The sequence below is a fragment of the Streptomyces sp. SYP-A7185 genome (assembly GCF_046103685.1).
Lineage (GTDB): Bacteria > Actinomycetota > Actinomycetes > Streptomycetales > Streptomycetaceae > Streptomyces.
The window spans coordinates 5,276,470-5,302,658 of the sequence record NZ_CP122310.1 but is presented as its reverse complement, the minus strand read 5'-3'; the positions used below and the strand labels follow the sequence as shown (position 1 = coordinate 5,302,658).

Below are 26,189 nucleotides of genomic sequence, written 5' to 3'. Positions count from 1 at the left end.
GTCGTCGTCACTCCGCCCCATCAGAAACGGCGCGAAGCGCTTCCTCGGAAGGGTGGTGGTGGGAGACGGGCGGGCGCAGGTCGAGGCCGATGTCCAGGATCGGCGAGGAGTGGGTGAGCGCGCCGACCGCGAGGAAGTCCACGCCCGTTGCGGCGTACGCCCGGGCGTTCTCCAGGGTGAGGCGGCCGGAGGACTCCAGGATCGCGCGGCCTGCCACGAGCGCGACGGCCTCCTCGGTCTCGCCCGGCGTGAAGTTGTCCAGGAGGATCAGGTCGGCGCCCGCGTCCACGACCTCCCGCAGCTGGTGCAGGGTGTCGACCTCGACCTCGACGGCCAGGTCCGGGAAGGCCGCGCGCACGGCCTTGAACGCCTGCTCCACGCCTCCGGCCGCCACCACGTGGTTGTCCTTGACCAGCGCCGCGTCGGAGAGCGACATGCGGTGGTTTACGCCGCCGCCCATGCGCACCGCGTACTTCTCCAGGGCGCGAAGGCCCGCCGTCGTCTTGCGGGTGTCGCGGACCTCGACCTTCGTGCCCTCCAGCGCGTCGGCCCACGCGCGCGTGGCCGTCGCCACGCCGGACAGGCGGCACAGGAGGTTGAGCGCGCTGCGCTCGGCGGTGAGCAGGTCGCGGGTGCGGGTGGTGACGCTCAGGAGCTTCGTGCCGGCCGCCACGCGCTCGCCGTCCTCGACGTGCCGCTCCACCTCGAAGGTGTCCGTGCAGACGATGGAGATGACGGCTTCGGCGACGCGCAGGCCCGCGACCGTGCCGGCCTCACGGGCGGTGAAGTCGCCGGTGGCGACGGCCTCTTCGGGGATCGTGGCCACCGAGGTGACGTCCACGCCGCCGTCCAGGTCCTCCTCGATCGCCAGGTGCGCGATGTCCTCGACCTGCACGGGGTCGAGCCCCGCCTCGGTCAGGAGCTGCGCGAGCGCGGGGTCAAGACCGCACTCCAGGGGGTCGTACGCGTCGTCGCCGCCGCAGCCGCAGGCATCGCCGCAGCCGCCGCCGGTGGGGGCGAGAGGGAGGTCGTCGGGGGTGCTCACGGTCACTTCTCCTGGGGACTGGGGCTGGTGCGGTGGCTGGGACGGGGGCCGGCACTGGTGCCGGGGGCGGGACGCGCGCCGGGAGCGGTCGGCGGGAAGTCGGCGGTCTCGGTCGTGTGCGCCGCCAGGGTCCGGTCCGCGTTCAGACGTACGACGATGTGGCGGCGCCAGGCGGCGTCGTCGCGGTCGGGGCGGTCCTCGCGCCAGTGGCAGCCGCGGGTCTCCTCGCGGCGCTGCGCGGCGGCCACCAGGACGCGGGCGACGCACAGGAGGTTGGTGGTCTCCCAGGTGTCGACGCCGGGTTCGGCGGTCTTGCCGTCCTCGGCGAGCGCGCCCGCGGCCTCGGCGTGGATGCGGGCGAGGCGGGCGGCGGCCTCGGAGAGGGAGTCGGCGGACCTGAGCACTCCGGCGCCCTCGGTCATCACGCGCTGGATGGCGAAGCGGGCCTCGGGGGGCAGCAGGGGGTGCGCGGGGACCTCGGGGTGGGGCACCGGGGCGGGCGCGGGCACCGGGACGGGCACGGCGGCGTAGAGCGGCGGGAGGGCCTTCTGCGCGTGCCCGGCCGCGATGTCCGCGGCGATGCGCTCGGCGTAGACCAGGCCCTCCAGAAGGGAGTTGGAGGCCAGGCGGTTGGCTCCGTGCACTCCGGTGCAGGCGACCTCGCCGCACGCGTACAGACCCGGGACCGTGGTGCGGCCGCGCGGGTCGGTGCGGACGCCGCCGGAGGCGTAGTGCGCGGCCGGGGCGACCGGGACGGGCTCCGTCACCGGGTCGATGCCGTGGGCGCGGCAGGCGGCGAGGATCGTCGGGAAGCGGTTCTCCCACATCTCGGCGCCGAAGTGCCGCGCGTCCAGGTACATGTGCTCGGTGCCCAGCTCCTGCATGCGCCGCGTGATGCCCTTGGCGACGATGTCCCGGGGGGCGAGCTCCGCCAGCTCGTGCTGGCCCACCATGAAGCGCACGCCGTCGGCGTCCACGAGGTGGGCGCCCTCGCCGCGCACCGCCTCGGAGACCAGCGGCTGCTGGCCCTCCGCGTCGGCGCCCAGGAAGAGCACGGTGGGGTGGAACTGCACGAACTCCAGGTCGCTGACCTCGGCGCCCGCGCGCAGGGCGAGCGCGACGCCGTCGCCCGTCGACACCGACGGGTTCGTGGTCGCCGAGAAGACCTGGCCCATGCCGCCGGTGGCGAGGACGACCGCGGGCGCGTGGACCGCGCCCACGCCGTCGTGCTGGCCCTCTCCCATGACGTGCAGGGAGACACCGGCGGTGATGCCGTCGGCGTCCGTCAGGAGGTCCAGTACGAGGGCGTTCTCCACGGTCGGGATGGACCGCGAGCGCACCGCGTCGACCAGGGCGCGGGAGATCTCCGCGCCGGTGGCGTCGCCGCCCGCGTGCGCAATGCGGCGGCGGTGGTGGCCGCCCTCGCGGGTCAGCTCGATGGCGCCCTCGGGGCCCGTGTCGAAGTGGGCGCCGGTCTCGATGAGGCGGCGCACGGCGTCGGGGCCCTCGGTGACCAGCGTGCGCACGGCTTCCTCGTCGCACAGGCCCGCGCCCGCCACGAGGGTGTCGTCCAGATGCTGCTCGGGGGTGTCGCCCTCGCCGAGCGCCGCCGCGATGCCGCCCTGGGCCCAGCGCGTGGAGCCGTCGTCCAGGCGGGCCTTGGTGACCACGACCGTCTTGAGGCCGGCCGCCGAGCAGCGCAGGGCCGTGGTCAGTCCGGCCACCCCGGAGCCGACGACGACGACGTCGGCCTCCAGGGACCAGCCGGGCGCGGGGGCGTGCAGCCGTATTCCGGTGGCACTCATGCGGTGGCTCCGAACGTGAGCGGGATGTTGTCGATCAGCCGGGTGGCGCCGACCCTGGCCGCCACGGCGAGGACCGCCTCACCGGTGTGACCGGGCCGTACGTCGGTGAAGTCGGCCGGGTCGACCAGCGCCAAGTAGTCCAGTTCGAGCGGGGGTTTGGCGCGGGCCGCCTGGTCCAGGACCTGGCGGGCGGCGGCGCGGACGGCCGCGGGGCCGCCGGGCACGGACGGCGTGACGGACCGGGCGACCGCGTGGGTGTCGGCGGCCGCGCGGGACTCCCCCAGGGCGTTCAGGGCGTCGGCGCGCGCGTGGGTGACGGGGGCGAGGGCCGCCCGCGCGTGCAAGGCCTCCTGGGCGGCGTGCCGGTCGCGGCCCGCGAACAGGGCCCGGGAGAGCGCGAGCGCGGTGCGCCGCTCGGCCGGGGAGAGGTAGCGGTTGCGGCTGGAGAGGGCCAGGCCGTCGTCCTCGCGCACGGTGGGGACGCCGACTATCTCGACGCCGAAGTTCAGGTCGCGCACCATGCGGCGGATGAGGGCGAGCTGCTGGGCGTCCTTCTGGCCGTACAGCGCGACGTCCGGGCGGGTGAGGTGCAGGAGCTTGGCGACGACCGTGAGCATGCCGTCGAAGTGGCCGGGGCGGGTGGCCCCTTCGAGGAGTGCGCCCATGGGGCCCGCGCTGATCCGGACCTGCGGTTCGCCGCCGGGGTAGACCTCGTCGACGGACGGGGCGAACACGAAGTCCGCGCCTTCCTGTTCGGCGATCTTCACGTCGGCGTCCAGCGTGCGGGGATAGCGGTCGAGGTCCTCGCCCGCGCCGAACTGGAGGGGGTTCACGAAGACCGTGACCACGACCTCGCCCGCGTCGCCCGCGATGCGGCGTGCGGTGCGGATCAGGGTGGCGTGGCCCTCGTGCAGGGCGCCCATGGTCATGACGACGACGCGGCGGCCTTCCCGCGCGCGCGTGCGCAGGGGCTCAGCGGTGTGCACCAGGCGGGTCATCGGCTTCCTCCCTCGGCTTCGCCGGCCGGGCTGCCGCCGTTGGCCAGGACGCCCAGGAGGTCCTCGGCGAACTCGGGCTTGAGCAGGCCGTGGGCCAGCGCGCGGTCGGCGGTCGCGCGGGCCATCGCCAGATATCCGGCGACGGTCTGCGGGGCGTGCTTGCGCAGCTCGGCGACGTGCGCGGCGACGGTGCCTGCGTCCCCGCGCGCCACGGGGCCGGTGAGGGCCGCGTCGCCGGAGCGCAGTGCGTTGTCCAGGGCGGCGCCGAGCAGCGGGCCGAGCATCCGGTCCGGGGCGGCCACGCCCGCGTCCCTGAGCAGCTCCATGGACTCGGCCACCAGCGTGACCAGGTGGTTCGCGCCGAGCGCGAGGGCCGCGTGGTAGAGCGGCCTGGACTCCTCGGCGATCCACTCGGGCTCGCCGCCCATCTCGATGACCAGGGCCTCGGCGGCCAGCCGCAGCTCCTCGGGGGCGGTCACGCCGAAGGAGCAGCCCGCGAGGCGCTGCACGTCCACGGCGGTGCCGGTGAAGGTCATGGCGGGGTGCAGGGCGAGCGGCAGGGCTCCGGCGCGCAGCGCGGGCGCGAGCACCTGGGTGCCGTACCGCCCGGACGTGTGGACGATCAGCTGGCCGGGGCGGATCGCCCCGGTCTCGGCGAGGCCCTCGACGAGGCCGGGCAGGGCGTCGTCCGGCACGGTCAGGAGGACCAGCTCGGCGCGCTCCAGGACCTGGGCCGGGGGGACGAGGGGGACGTCGGGCAGCAGGGCCGCCGCGCGTCGTACGGAAGCGTCGGACACGCCCGACGCGGCGACCGGGCGGTGCCCGGCGAGCTGGAGTGCCGCGGCGAGCGCGGGGCCGACACGGCCCGCTCCCACGACGCCCACCGTGAGCCTCGCGGGACGGTCCCGCGGGTCCGGCTGATGAGGTGCGTTCACGCGATGACGCCTTCCCGTTCCAGTCCGCTCGGGGTACCGGACGATTTCTCGTCATGCTAACGCGATCGGTCGGCGCCGCGTCCTTGGCTGTCCACAGCCTGTGGGTATTGATATGACCGGCGGCCGCTCGCACGCCATGCTCGGGGGATGACTTCACATGACGGGGCACAGGCGCAGGGTCCGGGGGCCGTTCAGGGGCAGGGTCCGGGGCCGGATCAGGAGCGGGACCAGGCGGCGGATCAGGCGGCGGATCAGGCGGCGGTCCGCCGGCGGGCCGCCGCTCTCGGTGCCACCCGCACCCTGCACCGCTGGTCCGCGCACCAGCCGCTCGCCGCACGCCTTGCGGCCCTCGCGGACGCGGCCCCCGAGGTCGTCGGCTCGGACGAGCCCACCGACATCTACGGCAACGGCGTCGTCGCCCGCCTGGAGGGCGAGGTCGCGCGGCTCCTCGGCAAGGAAGCGGCCGCCTTCTTCCCGACCGGCACCATGGCCCAGCAGGTCGCCCTGCGCTGCTGGGCGGGCCGCACCGGCAACGCGACCGTCGCCCTGCACCCCAAGGCCCACCCCGAGGTCCACGAAGGGGGCGCGCTCTGCGCGGTGAGCGGGCTGCGCACGGTGCATCCGACGAGGGAGCCGCGGCTGCCCACGGCGGAGGAGGTACGGGACTTCCAGGAGCCCTTCGGGACGCTGATGCTCGAACTGCCGCTCCGGGACGCCGGTTTCGTGCTGCCCTCCTGGGAAGAGCTGGAAGAGGTCGTGGAGGCGGCCCGGGAGCGCGACGCCGTCGTGCACTTCGACGGGGCGCGCCTGTGGGAGTGCACCCCGCACTTCGGCCGCCCCCTCGCGGAGATCGCCGGGCTCGCGGACACCGTGTACGTGTCGTTCTACAAGTCCCTGGACGGCCTGAGCGGCGCGGTGCTCGCGGGCCCGGCCACCCTGGTCGACGAGGCGCGGGTCTGGCGGCACCGCTACGGCGGCCAGGTCTTCCAGCAGTTCCCGGCCGCCGTCTCGGCCCTGCTCGGCCTGAAGAACACGCTGCCGCGCCTGCCGGACTACGTCGCCCACGCGCGCGTGGTCGCCGAGGGGCTGCGCGAAGGGTTCGCCGCCGCCGGAGTGCCGTGGTCGCGTGTGCACCCCGAGCGGCCGCACACCCACCAGTTCCAGGTCTGGCTGCCGTACGACGCCGGGGCCCTGACCGAGGCGGCGCTCGGCCAGGCGGAGGAGACCAAGACCCAGCTGTTCGGCCGCTGGTTCCCGGACGGGCCGCCCGGCCTCTCGGTCACGGAGGTCACCGTGACCGAGGCGGGCCTGGAGTGGACGGCGGGCGAGGTCAGTGACGCAGTCGCGGAGTTCGTGCGCCGGATCCCCGGCCGATGACATGTGCGCCCGACCCCCGGTCGATGACGCGCGCACCCGACCCCCGGTCGACGACGCGTGCGCCGGACGCCCGGTCGAGGATCCGGGCCAGGGCGGCGCGGATCCGGCCGTGGGCGGGGCGCTCCTCGACGACGGCACGGAAGCGTCCGTAGTCGCGCATTTCGCGGACGACCTGCCAGTCCTGTCCGCCGGGGGCCGGCGGGGTGCGCTCGTCGTGCTGGGCGGCGCGGAAGCTGTCGAGAAGGTACTGCTGGGTGATGCTCATGACGGTTCGCCTCTCAGGACATAAGCGTACGTATCGGGCGCCCTTGGGTCGACGGGACGCAGGGTCGGCACACGTCGGCTCAAGGGGTGGGTCGGCCGGGCGGCGGCGCTGCCGGCCGGCCCCGTGAGGGCCGGACCGTGCGGCCCGGTCATCACAGACTGCTCCCGGCGCCACCCCGCCGTCGCGCCGATTGACGGCGGCCGTCAATCGGCGGCCGGGATGTCGGTGGCGCGGTGCACGATGGGTCCATGAGCGTGCACATCGAGATAGCGGGCCTGCCGCAGGAGCGGATCTTCTTCGACCCCTCTCCCCTGGCGGAGCTGGGCGTCGCCCTGCACGCGCTGAGCGAGCCCGGTCACCACCCGGGCATGCACGGCTGGGCCACCGCGACCACCGCCTGCCTCAAGCCGGACCTCGCCGACCGGCTGTGCGAGGCCGACTTCCTGTGGCGGAACACCTTCTCGGACGTCTTCATGCCGTTCGCCGGACTCGTCGACGGAGACGGCAGGCCGGGCGCCACGCTCGCCGAGGAGCTGGACCTTCTCGACCGCCTGGACGACGAGCGGTTCGTCATGGCCGCCCTGGAGTTCACCTGCGGCACGACGTACAACGAAGGCGGGCCCTCGCCGCTCACCGATCCCGCCCGGGGCGCCCGCGCCCTGGAGCTCGCCGCCACGCGCGGCACACGGCAACTGGACTTCGCCCAGCGCCTGCTGACCGATCCGCACACCGTCCGCGCCTGGCTGCGCCGCCTCCTGGAGGACTGCGACGAAGCGTTCTTCGCGGACACCTGGCGGCGGGTGCGCGTGCAACTGGCCGCCGACGCCCGGCACAAGACCGAGATCCTGCGGCACAAGGGCCTCGCCGAGGTGCTGACCTCGGTCTCCGCGGCGCTCTCGGTGGACGAGGACGGCCGCCGCATCACCGCCGACAAGCTCGTGCCGGGCAGCACGACCGCCATGGACCACGCCCTGGGCGCGGGGCTCACGTTCGTGCCCTCGCACTTCGCCTGGCCGCACCTGATGGTCCTGCACGCCCCGGGCTGGCGCCCGGTCATCCATTACCCCGTGTCCGCCCCTGACCTGGCCAAGCCCACGTCCGTGGAGACCCTGGAGCGGCGGCTCACGGCCCTGGCCCACCCCGTGCGCCTGCGGCTGTGCCGCGACATGGCCCGCGCGCCCTTCAGCACCGGCGAGCTGGCGCACGCGACGGGCCTGACGGCGCCGGAGGTCTCCCGGCACCTCTCGCTCCTGAAGAAGGCGGGCCTGGTCACCACGACCCGCCGCGGGCGGTACGTACTGCACCAGCTGGACGTCACCGTGGTGGCCCGCCTGGGCAGCGACTTCCTGGAGGGCATCCTGCGCTGACCCCGCGAGCACCCTTCAGAACGAGCGGCTCCCAGAACGAGCGACCCTCAGGCCGTCCCGCCGCCCGCCCGCACGAGGCCCGTCTCGTACGCGAGGACGACCACCTGCACCCGGTCCCGCAGGCCGAGCTTGGTCAGGATGCGGCCCACGTGGGTCTTCACCGTGGCCTCCGACAGGACGAGCCGCGCCGCGATCTCTCCGTTCGAGAGCCCCTGGGCGACCAGGATCATGACCTCGCGCTCGCGGTCGGTGAGCCGCTCCAGCTCCTTGTGCTGCGGCCGGCCGCCCGCGTTCGGCAGCATCGGCGCGAACCGGTCGAGCAGGCGCCGCGTCGTGGACGGCGCGACCACCGCGTCACCGCTGTGCACGGAGCGGATCGCGGCGAGCAGCTCCCCCGGGGGCACGTCCTTCAGCATGAAGCCGGACGCGCCCGCCTTCAGCCCCGAGAAGGCGTACTCGTCGAGGTCGAAGGTGGTCAGGATCAGCACCTTCGGCGGGTTCTCGTCCTGGCAGATGCGCCGGGTGGTCTCCACGCCGTCCAGCTTCGGCATGCGCACGTCCATCAGGACCACGTCGACCTCGGTCGCGCGCAGCACCTGGAGCGCCTCGACCCCGTCGCCCGCCTCGGCGACGACCTCCATGTCCGGCTGTGCGGCGAGCACCATCCGGAAGCCCGTGCGCAGCAGCGCCTGGTCGTCGACGAGCATGACGCGGATCGACATCAAAGGCCCCTTCGTGGGTGCCCGCACGCGCGGTACGAGCGGTCGGATGGTCTTGAGCGTAGGGCGTGGACGGTTCGACGATTCGGTGACAGGTGTCAATTTGCGGGCTTGAGCGGCAGCAGCGCGCTGATGCGGAACCCGCCGCCGGGCCGCGGCCCGGCGTCCAGGGTGCCGCCGACCATGCCGACGCGCTCGCGCATGCCGATCAGGCCGTGGCCGCTGCCGTCGGCGCCGCCGTCCTCGTACAGCTCGTGGGGCGCGCCCTTGCCGTCGTCCTCGACGAGCAGCCCCAGGCCGTCGTCGAAGTAGACGAGGCGCACGCTCGCGCCGGTGTTCTCGCCGCCGTGCTTGCGGGTGTTGGTGAGCGCCTCCTGCACGATGCGGTACGCCGTGAGCTCGACGCCGCTGGGCAGCGGGCGCGGGGTTCCCTCGACCTTGAAGTCGACCGGGAGGCCGGCCGTGCGCACCTGCTCGATGAGCTCGTCGAGCTGCTCGACGTCGGGCTGCGGGACGTACTCCCCGCTCTCCTGGTGCTCGCCGGTGCGCAGCACGCCCAGGAGCCTGCGCATCTCGGCGAGTGCCTGGCGGCCGGTCCCCGAGATGGTCTCCAGGGCCTGCTTGGCCTGGTCGGGGGCCGTGTCGAGGACATATGCGGCGCCGTCGGCCTGGACGACCATCACCGAGACGTTGTGGGCGACGACGTCGTGCAGCTCGCGCGCGATCCGGGCCCGCTCGGCCGCCACCGCGACCTTGGACTGCGCCGCCCGCTCCTTCTCCAAGCGGTCGGCGCGCTCCTCCAGCTGCGCGAAGTAGGCGCGGCGGGTGCGGATGGAGTCGCCGAGCACCCAGGCGAGGGCGAAGGGCACCATCTGGAAGACCGTGAAGAGGATGCTGCCGAAGACGCCTATGTTCTCCTCGGGCCAGCGCAGCGACGACAGCGGAGCCGCGCACAGACCGCCGATGAGGGCGAAGCGCGAGGCCCACTTCTCGCCGTCGGCCGACGCGGTGTAGATGATCACCAGCATCGCGAAGTCGGCCGGCATCGTCCGTACGTCGAAGACCAGCTGGGCGACGCCGAGCACGACGGCGAGGATCAGCATCTTCTCGACGAACTTGCGGCGCAGCGCCACCACGACGGACATGCCGACGACGACGAGGGCGGCCGGCACCGTCGGGTCATGGCGTTCCACGTCGGCCATGGAGACAAGACCGATGCCGGAGACCCCGAGCAGGACGAGGGCCCAGAAGCCATCGACCCCGGTCGGGTGTCTGCGGAGGAAGTCATAGACGCGCTGCACGTAACCCAGCGTAGGCAGCGGGACGGCCCTCCGGGGTCAACCGGAGGGCCGATCCGTACCCCTCGCGCGTACTCCCCAAGGTGGAGGCCCGCTTAGCCTTCTCACGTGACGAACGAGGCCCGGGGTGAGCGGCGAGACGTGCGACGTGGCTGGCGGGAGGCCATGGAGGCCGCCCTGTACGGGCCCGGCGGCTTCTATCTGCGCCCCGAGGGACCCGCCGGACACTTCCGGACGTCCGTGCACGCCTCACCCCTTTTCGCCGGGGCGGTGGCCCGCCTCCTGTGCCGCGTGGACGAGGCGCTGGACCACCCGGACGAGTTGGCCTTCGTCGATCTTGGTGCGGGGCGCGGCGAGCTGACCGCGGGCGTGCTCGCCGCGCTGCCCGCCGACGTGGCGCCACGCGCGCGTGCCTACGCGGTCGAGCGGGCCGCGCGCCCCCAGGAACTCGACCCGCGCGTCCAGTGGTGCGCCCTGCCGCCCGCCGGAGTCACGGGCCTGCTGTTCGCGAACGAGTGGCTGGACAACGTCCCCCTGGACGTCGTCGAGGTGGACCCCGACGGCGTGGTGCGGCACGTGCTCGTGCGCGACGACGGCACCGAAGCCCTGGGCGACGCGGTCGAGGGCGCGGACGCCGCCTGGCTCGCCCGCTGGTGGCCGCTCGCCCCCGAGCCCGGCCTGCGCGCGGAGATCGGCCGCCCCCGGGACGAGGCGTGGGCGGCGGCCGTGCGGACGCTGGCCCGTGGCCTCGCGGTCGCGGTGGACTACGCGCACGACCGTGCGGGACGGCCGCCCTTCGGCACGCTGACGGGCTTTTGCGCGGGCCGTGAGACGGCGCCCGTGCCGGACGGCACCTGCGACGTCACGGCCCATGTGGCGCTCGACGCGTGCGCGCTGCCAGGCGGCTCGCTGCTCACCCAGCGCGCGGCCCTGCGGGCCCTCGGCGTGCACGGCGGCCGCCCGCCGCTGTCCCTGGCCTCCACGGACCCGGCGGCGTACGTACGGGCGCTCACGCGCGCGGGAGAGGCCGCCGAACTGACCGCGGAGGGCGGGCTCGGCGGCTTCGGGTGGCTGACCCAGCCGGTGGGCGTCGCGGCCGGGGGGCTACTTGTCGATGTCCCCGACCACGAAGAACAGTGACCCCAGGATCGCCACCATGTCGGCGACGAGCTGTCCCGGCAGCAGTTCGGCCAGGGCCTGGATGTTGTTGTACGACGCCGAGCGCAGCTTCAGGCGGTAGGGGGTCTTCTCGCCCTTGGAGACCAGGTAGTAGCCGTTGATGCCCAGGGGGTTCTCGGTCCACGCGTACGTGTGGCCCTCGGGGGCCTTGAGCACCTTCGGGAGGCGCTGGTTGACCGGGCCCCGCGGCAGCTCGGCGAGGCGGTCCAGGCAGGCGTCGGCGAGGTCCAGGGCGTTGTGGGTCTGCTCCAGGAGGCACTCGAAGCGGGCCAGGCAGTCGCCCTCCTGGCGCGTGACGACCTTCAGGGTGTCCTGGAGCTCCCCGTAGGCGAGGTACGGCTCGTCGCGGCGCAGGTCGAAGTCGACTCCGGAGGCGCGCGCGATCGGACCGCTCACCCCGTAGGCGTGCACCGCCTCCGGGGAGAGCACGCCGACACCGCGCGTGCGGCCCCGGAAGATCTCGTTGCCCAGCACCAGCTTGTCGTAGACGTCCATGCGGGAGCGGACCGAGGCGACGGCCGCACGCGCGCGTGCGGCCCATCCGGCGGGCAGGTCCTCCTTGAGGCCGCCCACCCGGTTGAACATGTAGTGCATGCGGCCGCCGGAGATCTCCTCCATCACGTTCTGGAGCTCCTCGCGCTCCCGGAACGCGTGGAACACCGGGGTGATCCCGCCCAGTTCGAGCGGGTACGAGCCGAGGAACATCAGGTGGTTGAGGACGCGGTTCAGCTCGGCCAGGAGCGTGCGCATCCACACGGCCCGCTCGGGCACCTCCATGCCGAGCATGCGCTCCACGGCGAGGACGACCCCGAGTTCGTTCGAGAACGCGGAGAGCCAGTCGTGCCGGTTGGCGAGCACCACGATCTGCCGGTAGTCACGCGCCTCGAAGAGCTTCTCCGCGCCGCGGTGCATGTACCCGATGACCGGTTCCGCCTGCTGGATCCGCTCGCCGTCGAGGACGAGCCGCAGCCGCAGCACGCCGTGCGTGGACGGGTGCTGGGGGCCGATGTTGAGCACCATGTCGGTGCTCTCCGCGGCGCCGCCGATGCCGAGCGTGGTCTCCGTCGTGGGGCTCATGCGCGCATTCTCTCGTACGCGCGCTCCTGCGCGACCGTCAGCTCGGCTACGTACGCTTGAGGCATGGAAACGGGGACGGCGGGACCGGCACGGCCCACGCAGCCGGCGGGCTCAGACGCGCAGCCGGTGTGGACCGGGCTGCCACGGGCGCTGCTGCGGATGCGGCGGCTGCTGCTCGTGGTGTGGCTGGTGCCGCTCGCGGCGGCCGTCGGCGTGCTCTTGTGGATCTTCGCCGGGCCCGTGTGGGCGGCCTTCGCGGCGGTGCCGCTCGCCTTCGTGGCGTGGGGCTGGCCGATGCTGGGCCGCAACTGGCGCTCGTGGCGGTACGCGGAGCGCTCCGACGACCTCCTGATCAGCCGGGGCGTGCTCTGGCGCGAGGAGACGATCGTGCCGTACGGCCGGATGCAGCTCGTCGAGGTGACGTCGGGGCCCGTGGAGCGGCACTTCGGTCTGGCCAGCGTGCAGCTGCACACGGCGGCGGCCGCCACCGACGCCCGCATCCCCGGGCTCATCCCCGAGGAGGCCGAGCGGCTGCGCGACCGGCTCACCGAGCTGGGCGAGGCCCGCTCGGCGGGGCTGTGAGCGGCGTACGGCAGGTGGCGGGGGAAGAACGCGCCTCCGGCACCGAAGGGCTGCGAGAGCGGCGCCTGCACCCCGTCACGCCCCTGCGCAGGGCCTGGGCGCCGGTCGCGGTCCTCGTGGGCTTCGCGGTGCACGATCCGAACGGCACGCAGCGGCGGGTCTCCGAGCTGCCCGTGACCCAACTGCTCGCGGGGATCGCCGTCGTGCTCCTGGGCGGCGCCCTCTACGGCTTCATGAGCTGGTGGTTCACGCACTTCGCCGTCACCGACACCGAACTGCGCATCCGCACCGGCCTGATCTTCCGGCGCACCGCGCACATCCGGCTCGACCGGCTCCAGGCCGTCGACGTGACGCAGCCGCTCGCGGCCCGTATCGCGGGCGTCGCCAAGCTCAAACTGGACGTCGTCGGCGCGGAGAAGAAGGACGAACTGGCCTATCTGGGGCAGGAGGAGGCCTCGGTCCTGCGGGCCGAACTCCTCGCGCGTGCCGCCGGTTTCGCGCCCGAGACGGCCGGCGAGGTCGGTGAGGCGCCGGTCAACAACCTCGTGCACGTCCAGCCGCGCATGCTCGCGATCTCCCTGCTCCTGACCGGCACGACGTGGGGCATGCTCGTCGCCGCGCTCGTCGTGCCGCCCTTCCTGTGGTTCCTCACCCACAACCTGTGGACGGTCCTCGCGACCGGGCTGCCCATGCTGGGCGGCGCGTTCGCCAGCAGCGTGGGGCGGTTCATCGGGGAGTACGACTGGAAGGTCGGCGAGTCCCCCGACGGCCTGCGCATCGACCACGGGCTGCTCGACAAGGCGCACGAGACGGTGCCGCCCGGGCGGGTGCAGACGGTGCGGGTCGTCGAGCCGTGGCTGTGGCGGCGGCAGGGCTGGGTGCGCGTGGAGCTGGACGTGGCGGGCTCGTCGAACGGCGTCCTGCTGCCGGTCGCGCCGCGGGAGGTCGCGGAGGACGTGATCGCGCGCATCCTGCCGGGCGTCCGGGTGCCGGCCGCGGCCGAGCTGGTCCGCCCTCCCTCGCGGGCCGCGTGGTGCCTTCCGGTGTGGTGGAAGGGGTACGGCCTGACGGTGACGGACACGGTCTTCGCGGCCCGGCACGGCCTGCTGCGCCGCCGCCTGTCGCTCGTGCCGCACGCGAAGGTCCAGAGCGTACGGCTCACGCAGGGGCCCTGGGAGCGGTTCAAGGGCGTGGCGGACGTACAGGTGGACACCGGCGCCAACAAGACGGTGACGGCCCGCCTGCGCCCCACGGAGGAAGCCCGGGCCCTCCTCTCCGCCCAGGCGGAGAGATCCCGCACGGGACGGAGAACGGCACGCCCGGACCGATGGATGGCATGACCGGACCGGTGGATGCCCGCGAGGCGGGACCGGCGGACGGCGTGAAGCGGGACCGGCGGACGGCGCGAGGCCGGACCGGCGGCCAGCGTGAAGCGGGACCGGCGGACGGCGCGAGGCCGGAGCGGCGGACGGCGTGAAGCGGAAGTGCGCGAGCCCGCGGGGAGCGGAGGTTACGCCCGCAGTGCCGTGCGCAGGACCGCCACGTCGATCTGCTCGGTCTCGTCGTGTGCCGTCAGGTCGATGACCTGGCCGACGCCCTCGGCGGCGCCTTCCGGCGCCTTCTTGAACTCGGCCTCGGACTCCGCCTTGTGGACGGCGAGCGCCTCTTCGCCCACCACGTCCGCGAGGTCCTCGTTCTGGACGGACTCCAGCGCCCCGGCGGGCGCCTCGCTCTTCGTGCCGAAGAAGTCGAAGCCGCCCTGGGCGGTCCGGCGGCGCCTCTGCGCGGGCGGCGCGACGGCGACCGCGCGCTCATGCCCGCCGTACCCCTCGGCCGCCCCGGACTTCCCCCGCGCTTCGTCCCCGTCCGCGGGGCCGCCGGAAGGCTTCGGCGTGACGGAAGGCTGCGGCGCGGCAGCCTGTTCGGGCGCGGCGGCGGCCGGCTTCCGTACGGCGGAAGGCCTCGGCGCGAGCCGGTCGAGCGCGGCGTTCGCCCGGTCGTACAGCGACGGAGGCGTGGTGGCCCCCGGCCACACGGCGGGAGCCGCGGCCTCGGCAGGAGCCGGAGTAGCGGCGGGAGCGGGGGCGGGCGGCAGCGCCCGCGCCGGGACGGAGGCCTCTATGGCGAGCAGCCGGCGCCCCTCAAGGGCGCTGGCCCGCTCGGTCTCCGCCGTGGCGTAACGCCGCAGCAGCGCCGCGTGTTCGTTGCGCAGGGCGGCGAGCTCGGCCCGCTTGGAGCGCAGCTTGGCCTCCAGGCGGCCCCGCAGCTCGCGGGACTCGTCGAGATCGGACTCGCACTCGGCTATGCGTTCCTCGTATCGCCACTCGTCGCTCTTGCGGGCGCGGCCCAGCTCGGCGACGCGTTTGCCGGCCGCCAGGTCCCAGCGGCGCATGACGACCGAGCCCACGACGGCGGCGGCGGCCGCCGCGGCGGCCAGGCCGCGGAGCACGAGAGGTTCCGCGAACAGCCAGGCGCCGCCGGCGCAGACAACGGAGATTCCTGCGACCGTCGAGGGCGGCAGCAGCCGGTGCAAGGGTGGGGAATGGCGGTGACGTCCACGTGGCATGGCCAGAAACTTACCGCGCGTAGGCGAACTATGCTGCCCCGCCCGCCAAAATGACAGCGACACGGCACTGACTCCCCACCCTTGTCGCTCCTCTTCGGTCACTCGGCCTCACTTTCGGCCGAGCCACTTCGAGGAGGCTGCTCCGGACGCGCTACTTCTCGATCAATCCCTTCGACTCCAGATACTCCCGGGCGACATCGGCTTCCTTCTGCCGCTCCACATCGACCTTCCGGTCGAGTTCCGCGAGATCTTCCGTCGTCAGGGTCTTGGTGAGCTTCCCGAGCGCGTCGGCTATCTCCTTGTCGCCCGCGTCCTTCGCGTTCACAACCGGAAGGATGTTGTCCGCGTTCTGGAGCTTCTTGTCGTCCTCAAGGGCCACCAGACCGAAGCTGTCCAGCGTCGCGTCGGTGGTCGTGGTCAGGACCACCTGGTCCGTGCCGTTCTTCACGGCCTGCTTGGACTGCGTGGTGCCGACGCCCTTGGGGTCGATTCCCGCGACGTCGATGCCGTACGTCTTCTTCAGTCCGGGGGCGCAGAACGGCCGCGACTCGCATTCGTCACTCGCTGCGATCTTGACCTTCTCGCCGGACTTACCGAGATCCGAAAGCGTCTTGAGCTTGTGCTCCTTGGCGTATTCCTTGCTCACCGCGAACGCGTTCTGGTCGACCGCCTCGCCGACCGGAAGCACCTTCAGGCCGCGGGGTTCGGCGAGCTTCTTCAGCGCGGCAACCGTGGCGTCCACGTCATTCGAGGCGACCGGCTTCGCCTTCGGGCCGTTCTTGCCGAGGTTCAGGAACTCGGCGAGCGTCGCGGCGTATTCGGGGGCGACGTCGATCGCGCCCTTCTTCAGCTCGGGTTCGTAGACCTCGCGGTTCTGGACGGTCTTGACCTCGGCGTCGTAACCGGCGTCCTCCAGCACGCCCACGTAAAGCTCGGCGAGCACCTTCTGCTCGGTGAAACGCGCCGAGCCGACGACTATCTTGCCCTTGCCGCCCGCTTTGTCCCCTTCGCCCTTGCCGTCCTTCTCCAGGCTGTCACCGCCGCACGCGGTGAGCCCCGCGGTCAGCGCCACGACGGCCACGGCCGCCCCTGCCATCCGTCGCGCGCGACGCGTTGTGCTGTTCATCGGTGAACCACCATTTCGGAAGCCTCGGAAAATCTGGAAAACGCGCGGACCGCGGCGAACCGCCGCCGGGAGGTCACCGCGTGACCCCCGAACGTCCCCGCATGGGACTGAACACCTTCCCCACCACGACGAGAACCACCTCGACGAAGAGTGCGAGCAGCGCCACGAGGAGCGCGCCCGCCACCACCTGGGGCGTGTTCTGAAGGTTGAACCCGGCGGTGATGATCCGGCCGAGCCCTCCCTCACCCGCCATTGCGGCCAGCGTCGCCGTGGCGACGACCTGTACGCCCGCGGACCGCACCCCGGTCATGACCAGGGGGTACGCGAGGGGAAGTTCGACGCGGGCGAACAGCTGGCGGCCGCTCATGCCCATCCCGCGGGCGGCCTCCACGACCGCGCGGTCGACCTCGCGCATCCCGATGTACGCGTTGGTCAGCAGCGGCGGCACCGCGAACAGCACGAGCGCGATCAGCGTCGGGACGTCCCCGTGCTCGCCGAGCGGGGTGAGCGTCAGGAGCACGAGCACCGCGAGCGTCGGCACCGCGCGGCCGATGTTCGAGATGTTCACCGCGAGGGCGCCGCCCTTGCCGATGTGGCCGAGGTACAGGGCGATCGGCAGCGCGATCAGGCACGCGACGGCGAGGCACACGCCGCTGAAGTACAGATGCTCGGCGAGGCGGTGCCACACCCCCTTCTCGCCCTGCCAGTTGGCACCCGTGGTCAGCCAGTCGTACGCGCCGGTTATCGCGTTCATGCAGGTTCAGCCACCTTGGCCGTGCGCTCCGCCGGGGCGGGGCGCTTCGTACGTATGCGGCGGACGCGGGTCCACGGCGTCAGCCATCTCTGGAGCGCGAGCAGGAGCAGGTCGGCGACGACGGCGAGGACCACGCAGAGCACGGAGGCGGTGAGGACCTGCGCCTTGAACGTCGTGTCGAGGCCGTCGAGGATCAGCGATCCGAGGCCTCCGTAGTCGACGATGGCACCTACGGTCGTCAGCGCGACCGTCGAGACCGTGGTGATGCGGACCCCGGCGAGGAGCGCGGGAAGCGCGAGCGGCAGTTCGACTTCCCACAGCAGCCGCACCGGGCCGTACCCCATCCCCCGGGCCGCGTCGCGGGCTTCGTCCGGCACGGCCTGGAGGCCCGCCAGGATGTTCCGCACGAGGATCGTCAGGGAGTACAGGACGAGGCCGGTGACGACCAGCGAGGCCGAGAGCCCGAAGAAGGGCAGCAGGAGCGAGAACATCGCGAGCGAGGGCACGGTGTACAGCACGGTCGTCACGCCGAGGATCGGTCCCGCGAGGAAGCGCCAGCGCCGGGCGAGCAGCGCGAGCGGCAGCGAGACGGCGACACCGATGGCGACGGACGCGGCGGTGATGCCCACGTGCTGGACGGTCGCGTCGATCAGCTCCTGGCTGCGGGAGCGCACGTACTCCCCGCAGATCCAGTCGTTCGTCACGAGACAGTTCTGCTCGCTCATCGCGCCCCACTCCCCCCGAGTCCCGTTGCCTGAGGCCGTCCGGCGACCCTAACGCGAGGCACCGACAATCGCCGAGACTCGTCGTACTGGCGCAACATGGGGTTCACACAACGCCCGCAACAATGGGGAATCATGATCCGGTTCGAGCATGTCACCAAGCGGTACGAGGACGGCACCACGGCCGTCGACGACCTGTCCTTCGAGGTCGCCGAGGGTGAACTGGTCACGCTCGTCGGCCCGTCGGGCTGCGGCAAGACGACCACGATGAAGATGGTGAACCGTCTCATCGAGCCGAGCGAGGGCCGGATATATGTCGAAGGTGACGACATATCCACCATCGACCCGGTGCAACTGCGCCGCCGTATCGGCTATGTCATCCAGCAGGTCGGCCTCTTCCCGCACAAGACGGTCCTGGAGAACACCGCCACCGTCCCGCATCTGCTCGGCGTGAAGCGCGGCAAGGCCCGCGAGCGTGCCGCCGAGCTCCTCGACCTGGTCGGCCTCGACCCCGCGACCTTCGGCGACCGCTACCCCGAGCAGCTCTCCGGAGGGCAGCGCCAGCGGGTGGGCGTGGCCCGCGCGCTCGCGGCCGATCCGCCGGTGCTCCTGATGGACGAGCCGTTCGGCGCCGTCGACCCAGTGGTGCGCGAGCACCTTCAGAACGAGTTCCTCCGCCTCCAGCAGGCCGTCCGCAAGACCGTCCTCTTCGTCACGCACGACATCGAGGAGGCGGTCCGCCTGGGCGACCGCATGGCCGTCTACGGGGACGGGCGCATCGAGCAGTTCGACACCCCTTCCACGATCCTGGGCGCCCCGGCCAACGACTACGTGGCGGACTTCGTCGGCGCGGACCGCGGCCTCAAGCGGCTCTCCGTGACGCCCATCGAGGAGGGCGACCTGGAGCAGCCGCCCGTCCTGCACCTGGACGACCCGCTGCCCGCGAAGCTGGACGCCCGCTGGGCCGTCGTCCTGGACGGCGAGAACAACCTGCACGGCTGGATCTCCGGCGAGCAGGCGCGCGGCGCCAAGGGCACGGTCCGGGACCACGCGCGCCGCATGGAGGCGTGGCTCCCGGTGGGCGCCACCCTGAAGCAGGCGTTCGCGACGATGCTCCAGCACGACGCGGGCTGGATCGCGGTCATCGACAAGGACAGCGAGGGCCGCTTCCTGGGCGTCCTCACCCCGGCCCGGCTGCACGAGGCGCTGCGCAGGTCCACGGCGGCGGACGCGCGCGACATCGCGCGCGAGGAGGTCGAGTTGGAGACCATCACGGCCATCGGCGGGCTCTGAGGGGCCTGAGGGATCCGATGGGCCCGGGGGGCCTGGACACCGGCGGCAGGCGCCCGACGGCTACGCGCCGTTCAGACGCCCGCTGATCCACTCCAGGGTGGCGGGGATCTCCCGGCGCCACGTGTTGAAGTTGTGCCCGCCGCTGTCGAGCGTGATCGACGAGATCCTGGTGGGCGACTTCACCTTGCCGATGAACTTCTCGGTGTCCGCGTAGTTGTCCTCGCCCTGCTTGCTGGTGGTGACGAGGAGGGACGTCCTGGGCGCCGGCATGTGGTCGAGGTACCACATGAGGTCGGCGCGCCGCTCCAACTCCTCGTCGCCGTGGAAGAGATCGCCCGTCGTCACGTCGACGGGCGCCTTGTAGTACGCCGAGAGCCCCGCCCCCGCGGCGTACACGTCGGGGTGGTGGACGGCGAGCTTCAGGGCGCAGTAGCCACCCGTGGAGTCACCGATGACACCCCAGCTGCCCGCGGTCCTGCCCGCCCTGTAGTGCTCGGAGATCGCCCCGGGCAGGTCCTTGGCGAAGAACGTCTCGGTCTGCGGGCCGCCGGGGACGTCCACGCACTCGGTGTCCCGCGGCGGCGCCACCGTGGGCCGCAGCATGACCAGGATCATCGGCTTCATCTTGCCCCGCCTGACCTGCGCGTGGGCGGTCTGCGGGTAGTGCAGGCCCTTGATCAGCGCCTCGGCGGTGCCCGGGTAGCCGGTCAGCACGACGGACACCGGGAAGGTGCGGTCCTTGTACCGCTCCTGGAAGTACTCGGGCGGCAGGTAGACGTACGCGGGGCTCGCTATGTCCGCCTCCTTCCCGCTGATGACCACCTTCTGGATCTGGCCGCCGGTCGAGGGCCTGCCGCCGCCGGGCACGTTCACCGGCCGGGTGCCGCGCACGTCGACGGGTGTCTCGCCCTTGGCGGGATCGTGGTCGACGACGACGCCGGGGCTCGTCTCCTGGCCGAAAAGGTCCGCCCACGTGGCGTAGAAGCCGAACGCCTGATTGGCGGCCAGGCCCACCGACGCGAAGATCGCCAGCTGGGTGGCGACGAGGAGACCGATGCGGCCGATGACGGTCCGCCAGGACTGGCGCGCCAGGCGCGGCCAGAGCCAGACCGTGCCGATGAACAGCACGACGGCGAGGAGCACCGCCAACGCGAGGAGCTTGTTGCTCGTCAGACCCATGGGACGTTCTGCCTGCGCTTTCTGCCTGTTCCGTGGTTCTTTTCCAGCGGTTTTCCGATCGGGAGTGAACCCGACCACCAGAAGGACCGTCCTAAAGGGCGCAATGTCGCCGGATGCCGTTTTGGTGCCGGAATCAAGGTCTCTCGCAGAACCACGGGATGCGATGTCTGTCAGGATAGATGCGGAAATGTCGGGTGGGGTTCCGGACAGTGAGGGCAGCCGCCCCGAAGGACGGCGCCGTACCGGCGGGCTCCGTGCCGGCAGACTCGGCAGACTCCTCCGCGGCCCCCGGCCCGAGGCCGTGCCGGCCTTCGTCGCCCGCGCCTGCACCCTGGTGGGCCTCCTGAACGTGGCGGCCGGCGTCTTCCCGCGCTTCCGGCACAGCCGCATGCACGCGCTCGCCGAGGTCCTGCCCGGCGCGCTCGGCCCCTTCGCCGCCGCGCTCGCGCTCAGCTCCGGCGTCCTCCTGCTGCTGCTCGCGCACGGGCTGCGCCGCCACAAGCGGCGGGCCTGGCGGGCCGCCGTGGTGCTGCTCCCGGCCGGTGCCGTGGCCCAGTTCGCCTACCGGCACTCGGTCATCGGCGTCCTGATCTCGCTCGCACTCCTGGCGCTCCTGCTGCGCCATCGAGGTGAGTTCGCCGCACTGCCCGACCCGCGCAGCCGCTGGCGGGCGCTGGCCAACTTCGTGCTCCTCGGGGCCGGTTCCCTCGTCCTCGGCCTGGTGATCGTCAGCGTCCACCCGGGCAAGGTCATCGGGGACCCGAGCATCACGGACCGCCTCACCCACGTCCTGTACGGCCTCTTCGGCTTCGAGGGCCCGATCGACTACTACGGCCGTACGTCCTGGACCGTCGCCTGCTCGCTCGGCGCCCTGGGCCTGCTCACCGCGATCACCACGGTCTACCTCGCCTTCCGGCCCGAACACCCCGCCGCCCGCCTCACCGAGGACGACGAGGCCAAGCTGCGCGCGCTCCTCGACAAGCACGGCGCCCGCGACTCCCTGGGCCACTTCGCGCTCCGGCGCGACAAGGGCGCCGTCTTCTCCCCCAGCGGCAAGGCGGCGGTCACCTACCGCGTCGTCTCCGGGGTGATGCTCGCCAGCGGCGACCCGATCGGCGACGTGGAGGCCTGGCCCGGCGCGATCGAGCGCTTCATGGACGAGGCCAAGGCCCACTCCTGGACGCCCGCCGTCATGGGCTGCTCCGAGACCGGCGGCGAGGTCTGGACCCGGGAAACCGGCCTCGACGCCCTCGAACTGGGCGACGAGGCGGTGGTGGACGTCGTGGATTTCTCCCTGTCCGGGCGCGCGATGCGCAACGTGCGCCAGATGGTCAAGCGGATCGAGCGGAATGGCTACGAGACGCGCGTACGGCGCGTGCGTGACCTCGGGGAGCGCGAGCTGGAGCGGATACAGCGCGCGGCCGAGGACTGGCGCGGCACCGACACCGAACGCGGCTTCTCCATGGCGCTCGGCCGCATCGGCGACCCGGACGACGGCGACTGTCTGATCGCCACGGCCCACAAGGCCGACGAGGAGCCGGGACAGTACGGCGACCTCAAGGCGATCCTCCACTTCGTCCCGTGGGGCAAGGACGGCGTCTCCCTCGACCTCATGCGCCGCGACCGCGCGGCCGACCCCGGCATGAACGAGCTGCTCATCGTGGCCGCCCTCCAGGCCGCCCCGAAGCTCGGCATCGCGCGCGTGTCGCTCAACTTCGCGATGTTCCGCGCGGCCCTCGCCCGCGGCGAGAAGATCGGCGCGGGACCCGTCCTGCGCGCCTGGAGGGGCCTGCTCGTCTTCCTCTCCCGCTGGTTCCAGATCGAGTCCCTGTACAAGTTCAACGCGAAGTTCCGCCCCCGCTGGGAGCCCCGCTTCGTGGTCTACCGCTCCTCCAAGGACCTCCCCCGCATCGGCTTCGCCGCCATGCAGGCCGAGGGCTTCGTGACCCTCGCCATGCCGCGCGTCCTGCGCGGTGCGGTCGCCCAGCGCCGCCCCTGCCCGCATCACGCGGCGGAGCGCGAGGTCCGGGCGGCGTAGAGCCCGCCCGCACGGGCCTAGGCTGGAGGCATGAGTACGTTGCGCGGGCGGGGATCGGTCGAGGGGCTGCCGGAGTGGGGCCGCTGTGCGGTCATGGGCGTCGTGAACGTGACGCCCGACTCCTTCTCCGACGGGGGCCGCTGGTTCGACACCACGGCCGCCGTCAAGCACGGCATCGACCTGGTCGCCCAGGGCGCCGACCTGGTCGACGTGGGCGGTGAGTCGACTCGTCCCGGCGCCTCGCGCGTGGACGAGGACGAGGAGCTGCGGCGCGTTGTCCCCGTCGTGCGGGGCCTGGCCGCCGAGGGCGTGACGGTCTCCGTGGACACCATGCGCGCCACCGTCGCCGAGCAGGCGCTCGCCGCGGGCGCCGCCCTGGTGAACGACGTCAGCGGCGGCCTCGCCGACGCCCGCATGGTCCCCGCGGTCGCCGCCGCCGGGGCGCCCTTCGTGGTGATGCACTGGCGCGGCTTCCTCGCCGACATCCACGCCACTCCCGTCTACGAGGACGTGGTCTCCGAAGTCGTCGACGAGCTGCACGCGCGCGTGGAGGCCGCCATCGAGGGCGGCATCGCCCCCGAGCGCATCGTCGTCGACCCCGGTCTCGGCTTCTCCAAGGACGCCGAGCACGACCTGGCCCTCCTGGCCCGCCTCGACCGGCTGCGTGAGCTCGGCCACCCGATCCTGGTCGCCGCCTCGCGCAAGCGCTTCCTGGGCCGTGTCCTCGCCGGCCCCGAGGGCGCGCCCCCGCCTGCCCGCGAGCGGGACGCCGCCACCGCCGCGGTCTCCGCCATCGCCGCCCACCAGGGCGCCTGGGCGGTCCGTGTGCACGAGGTGCGGGCCACCGCCGACGCCGTACGGGTCGCACACGCCGTGAGCAGCGCGGCGGGCGGTCGTCGGTGACCGGCGCGCGGACCGACGTCGAACAGGTCGAGCAGGCCAACACGGCGTTCTACGAAGCACTGGAGCGCGGCGACTTCGACGAGCTCTCCGACATCTGGCTGGACGCGGACACGGCCCTGGAGCCCGACGACCGGGACGACCGTGACGACCGGGACGACCGGGACGACCGGGATGACCTGGACGGCAGAGACGACGAGGACATCGCGGAGGACGGCGCCGAGGCCTCGATCTCCTGCGTCCACCCCGGCTGGCCGGTCCTCACCGGACGCGGCGAGGTCCTCAGGTCGTACGCGCTGATCATGGCGAACACCGAGTACATCCAGTTCTTCCTGACCGACGTGCACGTCGGCGTCGCCGGTGACACCGCTCTGGTGACCTGCACGGAGAACATCCTCAGCGGCGGCCCGCCCCCGGAGGCCGGCGGTGAGCTGGGTCCGCTGGTCGGCCAGCTCGTGGTCGCCACCAATGTGTTCCGCCGCACGGTCGACGGTTGGAAGCTCTGGTCGCACCACGCCTCTCCCGTACTGGCCGAAACCGATGACGAAGAGGGCGAGGAGTCACCCTCCTGAGTGGGTAGGTGCGGTTCCGGAAGCCCCCGCGGGCAGGAGCTGTCAGTGCACGCGGGTAGATTCGATCGAGGCCGGTGTGCCGACCGCACTCGGTGCAGGCCTGCCGATAACGACGATTGCAGGAGTGATTCGCGTGGATCGTGTCGCGCTGCGCGGCCTCAAGGCCCGCGGGCACCACGGTGTCTTTCCGCGGGAACGCGAAGAGGGCCAGACCTTCATCGTGGACCTGGTCCTTGGCCTGGACACCCGTGCGGCCGCCGCCGACGACGACCTGGCGAAGACCGTGCACTACGGCGTGGTGGCCGAGGAGGTCGTGGCCGCCGTCGAAGGGGATCCGGTGGACCTCATCGAGACCCTCGCCGAGCGCATCGCCCAGACGTGTCTGAAGCACGAAGGGGTTCTGGAGGTCGAGGTGTGCGTCCACAAACCGGACGCCCCGATCACCGTCCCCTTCGACGACGTGACCGTCACCATCACCCGGAGCCGAGTATGACCGCGTTTTCCACGCAAGGGCAGAGCGACCCGACCGTCCAGCCCGTGCCCACTTCCGTCGTGGAGCAGGTCGACGCCGCCGACACCACCCTCTCCAACCCCCAGCGCGCCGTGATCTCCCTCGGCAGCAATCTCGGCAACCGCCTGGAGACGCTCCAGGGCGCCGTCGACGCCCTGGAGGACACCCCCGGCCTGCGCGTCAAGGGCGTCTCTCCGGTGTACGAGACCGAGCCCTGGGGCGTCGAGCCCGAGACCCAGCCCTCGTACTTCAACGCGGTCGTGGTCGTGAAGACGACCCTGCCGCCCGCCTCGCTCCTGGAGCGGGCCCACGCGATCGAGGAAGCCTTCCACCGCGTCCGGGACGAGCGCTGGGCCGCCCGCACGATCGACGTCGACATCGTGGCGTACGCGGACGTGGTCTCGGACGACCCGGTCCTCACGCTCCCCCACCCGCACGCGCACGAGCGCGCCTTCGTCCTGGCCCCCTGGCACGACGTGGAGCCCGAGGCGCAGCTCGCGGGCCGCGGCCCGGTCACCGACCTGCTCGCCGGGGTCACCCGCGAGGGCGTCACGCCCCGCGTCGACCTGGAACTCCGCCTGCCCGAGTAATCGTTAAGGTCTATCGGACCCGCACGACCAGAAGCGGGTCCGTACGACGAGAAGGGTCATCCGTGAAGCAGCTGCGCATCAGGACACTGGCCGGCATCTTCGTGGTGGCCGGTGTGCTGTCCTGGGCGGGCGCCCGGCTGTGGGACTCCGTGGGCACGCTCCCGCGGGTCCCGCTGGGCGCGCCCATCGTGCTCACGGTGATCGCCGCGGTGCTGCTGGCCACGGCGCTCTCGCTGCGCACCCGGCTGCGCGCCCAGCGCGAGCGCCGCCCCGGGGCCAAGGGCGTCGAGCCGATGATGGCCGCGCGCGCGGTCGTCTTCGGCCAGGCCAGCGCCCTCGTGGCCGCCCTGGTCGCCGGGATGTACGGCGGCACGGGCGCCTTCCTCCTGGAGTACCTCGACGTCCCGCCCCGCCGCGACCAGGCGATCTACGCCGGCTTCTCCGTGCTGGCGGCCGTCGCGGTGATAGCGGCGGCCTTCTTCCTGGAGCGCGTCTGCCGCCTCCCGGAGGACGACGACGAGACCGGCGGCACGGCCGCCCCGGCCGCCTGAGAGGTACGGGAGCGGGCCGCTCGGCGGCCCACACCTTCCGGCGGCGCTATCGCGCCATGATCAGGCTCATCGCCTCGTTGCGCGTCGCGGGGTCACGCAGCTGTCCGCGCACCGCCGAGGTGATCGTCTTGGCGCCCGGCTTCCGTACCCCGCGCATGGTCATGCACATGTGCTCGCACTCGACGACCACGATGACGCCGCGCGGCTCCAGGATCTGCATCAGGGAATCGGCCACCTGGGTGGTCAGCCGCTCCTGGACCTGCGGACGGCGCGCGTACACGTCCACCAGGCGGGCCAGCTTGGACAGCCCCGTGATCTTGCCGTCGGCCGACGGGATGTAGCCGACGTGGGCGACGCCGTGGAACGGCACCAGGTGGTGCTCGCACGAGCTCTGCACCTCGATGTCCTTCACCAGGACCATCTCGTCGTGGCCGAGGTCGAACGTCGTCGTCAGGACGTCCTCCGGCTTGAGCCACAGACCGCCGAATATCTCCTTGTACGCGCGGGCCACGCGTCCCGGAGTCTCCCGCAGCCCCTCGCGGTCCGGGTCCTCCCCGACCGCGATCAGCAGCTCGCGCACGGCGTTCTCGGCGCGCTTCTCGTCGAACACGCCGATCGCGCCCTCGCCGTCCAGCGTCACGGGGTCGGTCATGTGTGCCTCGTTCCTAGCGTCCCGCATCAGTGCGTATGAAAAAACTGCGCCCCCCAGGCTAGAACCAGGGGGGCGCAGCTTCCATTCC

The 26,189-nt window shown here is 72.6% G+C and carries 25 protein-coding genes and 1 pseudogene; 12 read left to right on the top strand and 14 right to left on the bottom strand.

The features are described 5' to 3' along the window. Nucleotides 1-7: 7 nt before the first annotated feature. Genes nadC through QBL25_RS23260 form a run of 4 tightly spaced genes read right to left on the bottom strand, consistent with a single transcriptional unit; the run spans nt 8 to nt 4,783 of the window. Nucleotides 8-1,045 (bottom strand): carboxylating nicotinate-nucleotide diphosphorylase, encoded by a 1,038-nt coding sequence (gene nadC / locus QBL25_RS23275; protein ID WP_409058945.1) that lies wholly within the window; start codon nt 1,043-1,045, stop codon nt 8-10. A 2-nt stretch (nt 1,046-1,047) separates the two neighbouring features. Then, the gene (locus QBL25_RS23270; RefSeq protein WP_409058944.1) at nt 1,048-2,850 is read right to left on the bottom strand and encodes an L-aspartate oxidase; all 1,803 of its coding nucleotides are present in this window, start codon (nt 2,848-2,850) and stop codon (nt 1,048-1,050) included. Further along, a complete protein-coding gene (panC, locus tag QBL25_RS23265) occupies nt 2,847-3,848 on the bottom strand; it encodes a pantoate--beta-alanine ligase (RefSeq protein WP_409058943.1) in 1,002 nt (333 codons plus the stop codon). Before panC ends, QBL25_RS23270 begins: the two co-directional genes overlap by 4 nt. Further along, nucleotides 3,845-4,783 carry a Rossmann-like and DUF2520 domain-containing protein gene (locus tag QBL25_RS23260; RefSeq protein WP_409058942.1) on the bottom strand — a complete coding sequence of 313 codons (939 nt, stop codon included), beginning with the start codon at nt 4,781-4,783 and terminating at the stop codon, nt 3,845-3,847. The genes panC and QBL25_RS23260 overlap by 4 nt, the downstream gene beginning before the upstream one ends. A 147-nt stretch (nt 4,784-4,930) precedes the next feature. Here QBL25_RS23260 and QBL25_RS23255 point away from each other — a divergent pair, with 147 nt between their 5' ends. Further along, nucleotides 4,931-6,160: a threonine aldolase family protein gene (locus tag QBL25_RS23255; RefSeq protein ID WP_409058941.1), complete on the top strand. Its 1,230-nt coding sequence runs from the start codon at nt 4,931-4,933 to the stop codon at nt 6,158-6,160. A gap of 76 nt (nt 6,161-6,236) precedes the next feature. Here QBL25_RS23255 and QBL25_RS23250 read toward each other — a convergent pair. Beyond that, a pseudogene (locus tag QBL25_RS23250) lies at nt 6,237-6,425 on the bottom strand (hypothetical protein); the annotation flags it as partial. A gap of 254 nt (nt 6,426-6,679) precedes the next feature. Here QBL25_RS23250 and QBL25_RS23245 point away from each other — a divergent pair. Then, the gene (locus QBL25_RS23245; protein WP_409062744.1) at nt 6,680-7,792 is read left to right on the top strand and encodes a DUF5937 family protein; all 1,113 of its coding nucleotides are present in this window, start codon (nt 6,680-6,682) and stop codon (nt 7,790-7,792) included. Nucleotides 7,793-7,839: 47 nt separating this feature from the next. Here QBL25_RS23245 and QBL25_RS23240 read toward each other — a convergent pair whose 3' ends face one another. Both QBL25_RS23240 and QBL25_RS23235 read right to left on the bottom strand, forming a co-directional pair. Continuing rightward, nucleotides 7,840-8,514 carry a response regulator gene (locus QBL25_RS23240; protein ID WP_409058940.1) on the bottom strand — a complete coding sequence of 225 codons (675 nt, stop codon included), beginning with the start codon at nt 8,512-8,514 and terminating at the stop codon, nt 7,840-7,842. A 95-nt stretch (nt 8,515-8,609) separates the two neighbouring features. Then, nucleotides 8,610-9,812, bottom strand: coding sequence for a sensor histidine kinase (locus tag QBL25_RS23235; protein ID WP_409058939.1), 1,203 nt, complete (start codon nt 9,810-9,812; stop codon nt 8,610-8,612). A 162-nt stretch (nt 9,813-9,974) separates the two neighbouring features. On the opposite strand from QBL25_RS23235, the gene QBL25_RS23230 reads away from it, so the two are divergent. Further along, a complete protein-coding gene (locus QBL25_RS23230) occupies nt 9,975-10,949 on the top strand; it encodes an SAM-dependent methyltransferase (protein WP_409062743.1) in 975 nt (324 codons plus the stop codon). Here the strand turns inward: QBL25_RS23230 and QBL25_RS23225 are convergent. Next, the gene (locus QBL25_RS23225) at nt 10,914-12,065 is read right to left on the bottom strand and encodes an NADH-quinone oxidoreductase subunit D (protein WP_409058938.1); all 1,152 of its coding nucleotides are present in this window, start codon (nt 12,063-12,065) and stop codon (nt 10,914-10,916) included. The genes QBL25_RS23230 and QBL25_RS23225 overlap by 36 nt on opposite strands. Before the next feature lie 63 nt (nt 12,066-12,128). Here QBL25_RS23225 and QBL25_RS23220 point away from each other — a divergent pair, with 63 nt between their 5' ends. Both QBL25_RS23220 and QBL25_RS23215 read left to right on the top strand, forming a co-directional pair. After that, on the top strand, nt 12,129-12,647 hold the full coding sequence (locus tag QBL25_RS23220) for a PH domain-containing protein (RefSeq protein WP_409058937.1): 519 nt from the start codon (nt 12,129-12,131) through the stop codon (nt 12,645-12,647). Continuing rightward, nucleotides 12,644-13,987, top strand: coding sequence for a PH domain-containing protein (locus QBL25_RS23215; protein ID WP_409058936.1), 1,344 nt, complete (start codon nt 12,644-12,646; stop codon nt 13,985-13,987). Before QBL25_RS23220 ends, QBL25_RS23215 begins: the two co-directional genes overlap by 4 nt. Nucleotides 13,988-14,157: 170 nt before the next feature. On the opposite strand, the gene QBL25_RS23210 is transcribed toward QBL25_RS23215, so the two are convergent. The 4 genes from QBL25_RS23210 to QBL25_RS23195 form a co-directional block, all read right to left on the bottom strand. After that, on the bottom strand, nt 14,158-15,213 hold the full coding sequence (locus QBL25_RS23210; protein ID WP_409058935.1) for a hypothetical protein: 1,056 nt from the start codon (nt 15,211-15,213) through the stop codon (nt 14,158-14,160). Between the two features lie 151 nt (nt 15,214-15,364). Then, nucleotides 15,365-16,339, bottom strand: a complete 975-nt coding sequence (locus QBL25_RS23205; RefSeq protein ID WP_409058934.1) for an ABC transporter substrate-binding protein — start codon at nt 16,337-16,339, stop codon at nt 15,365-15,367. A 73-nt stretch (nt 16,340-16,412) separates the two neighbouring features. Continuing rightward, a complete protein-coding gene (locus tag QBL25_RS23200; protein WP_409058933.1) occupies nt 16,413-17,093 on the bottom strand; it encodes an ABC transporter permease in 681 nt (226 codons plus the stop codon). Further along, nucleotides 17,090-17,818, bottom strand: coding sequence for an ABC transporter permease (locus QBL25_RS23195; protein ID WP_409058932.1), 729 nt, complete (start codon nt 17,816-17,818; stop codon nt 17,090-17,092). Before QBL25_RS23195 ends, QBL25_RS23200 begins: the two co-directional genes overlap by 4 nt. Before the next feature lie 132 nt (nt 17,819-17,950). Between QBL25_RS23195 and QBL25_RS23190 the strand changes: the two genes are divergently transcribed. Beyond that, nucleotides 17,951-19,108 (top strand): ABC transporter ATP-binding protein, encoded by a 1,158-nt coding sequence (locus QBL25_RS23190; RefSeq protein WP_409058931.1) that lies wholly within the window; start codon nt 17,951-17,953, stop codon nt 19,106-19,108. Between the two features lie 60 nt (nt 19,109-19,168). Here QBL25_RS23190 and QBL25_RS23185 read toward each other — a convergent pair whose 3' ends face one another. Next, a complete protein-coding gene (locus QBL25_RS23185) occupies nt 19,169-20,287 on the bottom strand; it encodes an alpha/beta hydrolase (RefSeq protein WP_409058930.1) in 1,119 nt (372 codons plus the stop codon). A gap of 187 nt (nt 20,288-20,474) precedes the next feature. Here QBL25_RS23185 and QBL25_RS23180 point away from each other — a divergent pair, with 187 nt between their 5' ends. From QBL25_RS23180 to QBL25_RS23155, 6 genes are all read left to right on the top strand, one after another. After that, nucleotides 20,475-22,325, top strand: a complete 1,851-nt coding sequence (locus QBL25_RS23180; RefSeq protein ID WP_409058929.1) for a phosphatidylglycerol lysyltransferase domain-containing protein — start codon at nt 20,475-20,477, stop codon at nt 22,323-22,325. A gap of 30 nt (nt 22,326-22,355) precedes the next feature. Continuing rightward, nucleotides 22,356-23,228, top strand: coding sequence for a dihydropteroate synthase (gene folP / locus QBL25_RS23175; RefSeq protein WP_409058928.1), 873 nt, complete (start codon nt 22,356-22,358; stop codon nt 23,226-23,228). Further along, the gene (locus tag QBL25_RS23170; RefSeq protein ID WP_409058927.1) at nt 23,225-23,797 is read left to right on the top strand and encodes a nuclear transport factor 2 family protein; all 573 of its coding nucleotides are present in this window, start codon (nt 23,225-23,227) and stop codon (nt 23,795-23,797) included. The genes folP and QBL25_RS23170 overlap by 4 nt, the downstream gene beginning before the upstream one ends. A 133-nt stretch (nt 23,798-23,930) precedes the next feature. Then, entirely contained in the window at nt 23,931-24,290 is a 360-nt protein-coding gene (gene folB / locus QBL25_RS23165) for a dihydroneopterin aldolase (protein WP_160506392.1), read from the top strand. Next, nucleotides 24,287-24,898 carry a 2-amino-4-hydroxy-6-hydroxymethyldihydropteridine diphosphokinase gene (folK, locus tag QBL25_RS23160; RefSeq protein WP_409058926.1) on the top strand — a complete coding sequence of 204 codons (612 nt, stop codon included), beginning with the start codon at nt 24,287-24,289 and terminating at the stop codon, nt 24,896-24,898. The genes folB and folK overlap by 4 nt, the downstream gene beginning before the upstream one ends. Nucleotides 24,899-24,960: 62 nt before the next feature. Beyond that, nucleotides 24,961-25,449 (top strand): DUF3180 domain-containing protein, encoded by a 489-nt coding sequence (locus QBL25_RS23155; RefSeq protein ID WP_409058925.1) that lies wholly within the window; start codon nt 24,961-24,963, stop codon nt 25,447-25,449. A 46-nt stretch (nt 25,450-25,495) separates the two neighbouring features. Here the strand turns inward: QBL25_RS23155 and folE are convergent, their stop codons facing one another. Beyond that, nucleotides 25,496-26,101, bottom strand: a complete 606-nt coding sequence (gene folE / locus QBL25_RS23150) for a GTP cyclohydrolase I FolE (RefSeq protein WP_409058924.1) — start codon at nt 26,099-26,101, stop codon at nt 25,496-25,498. Between the last annotated feature and the right edge of the window lie 88 nt (nt 26,102-26,189).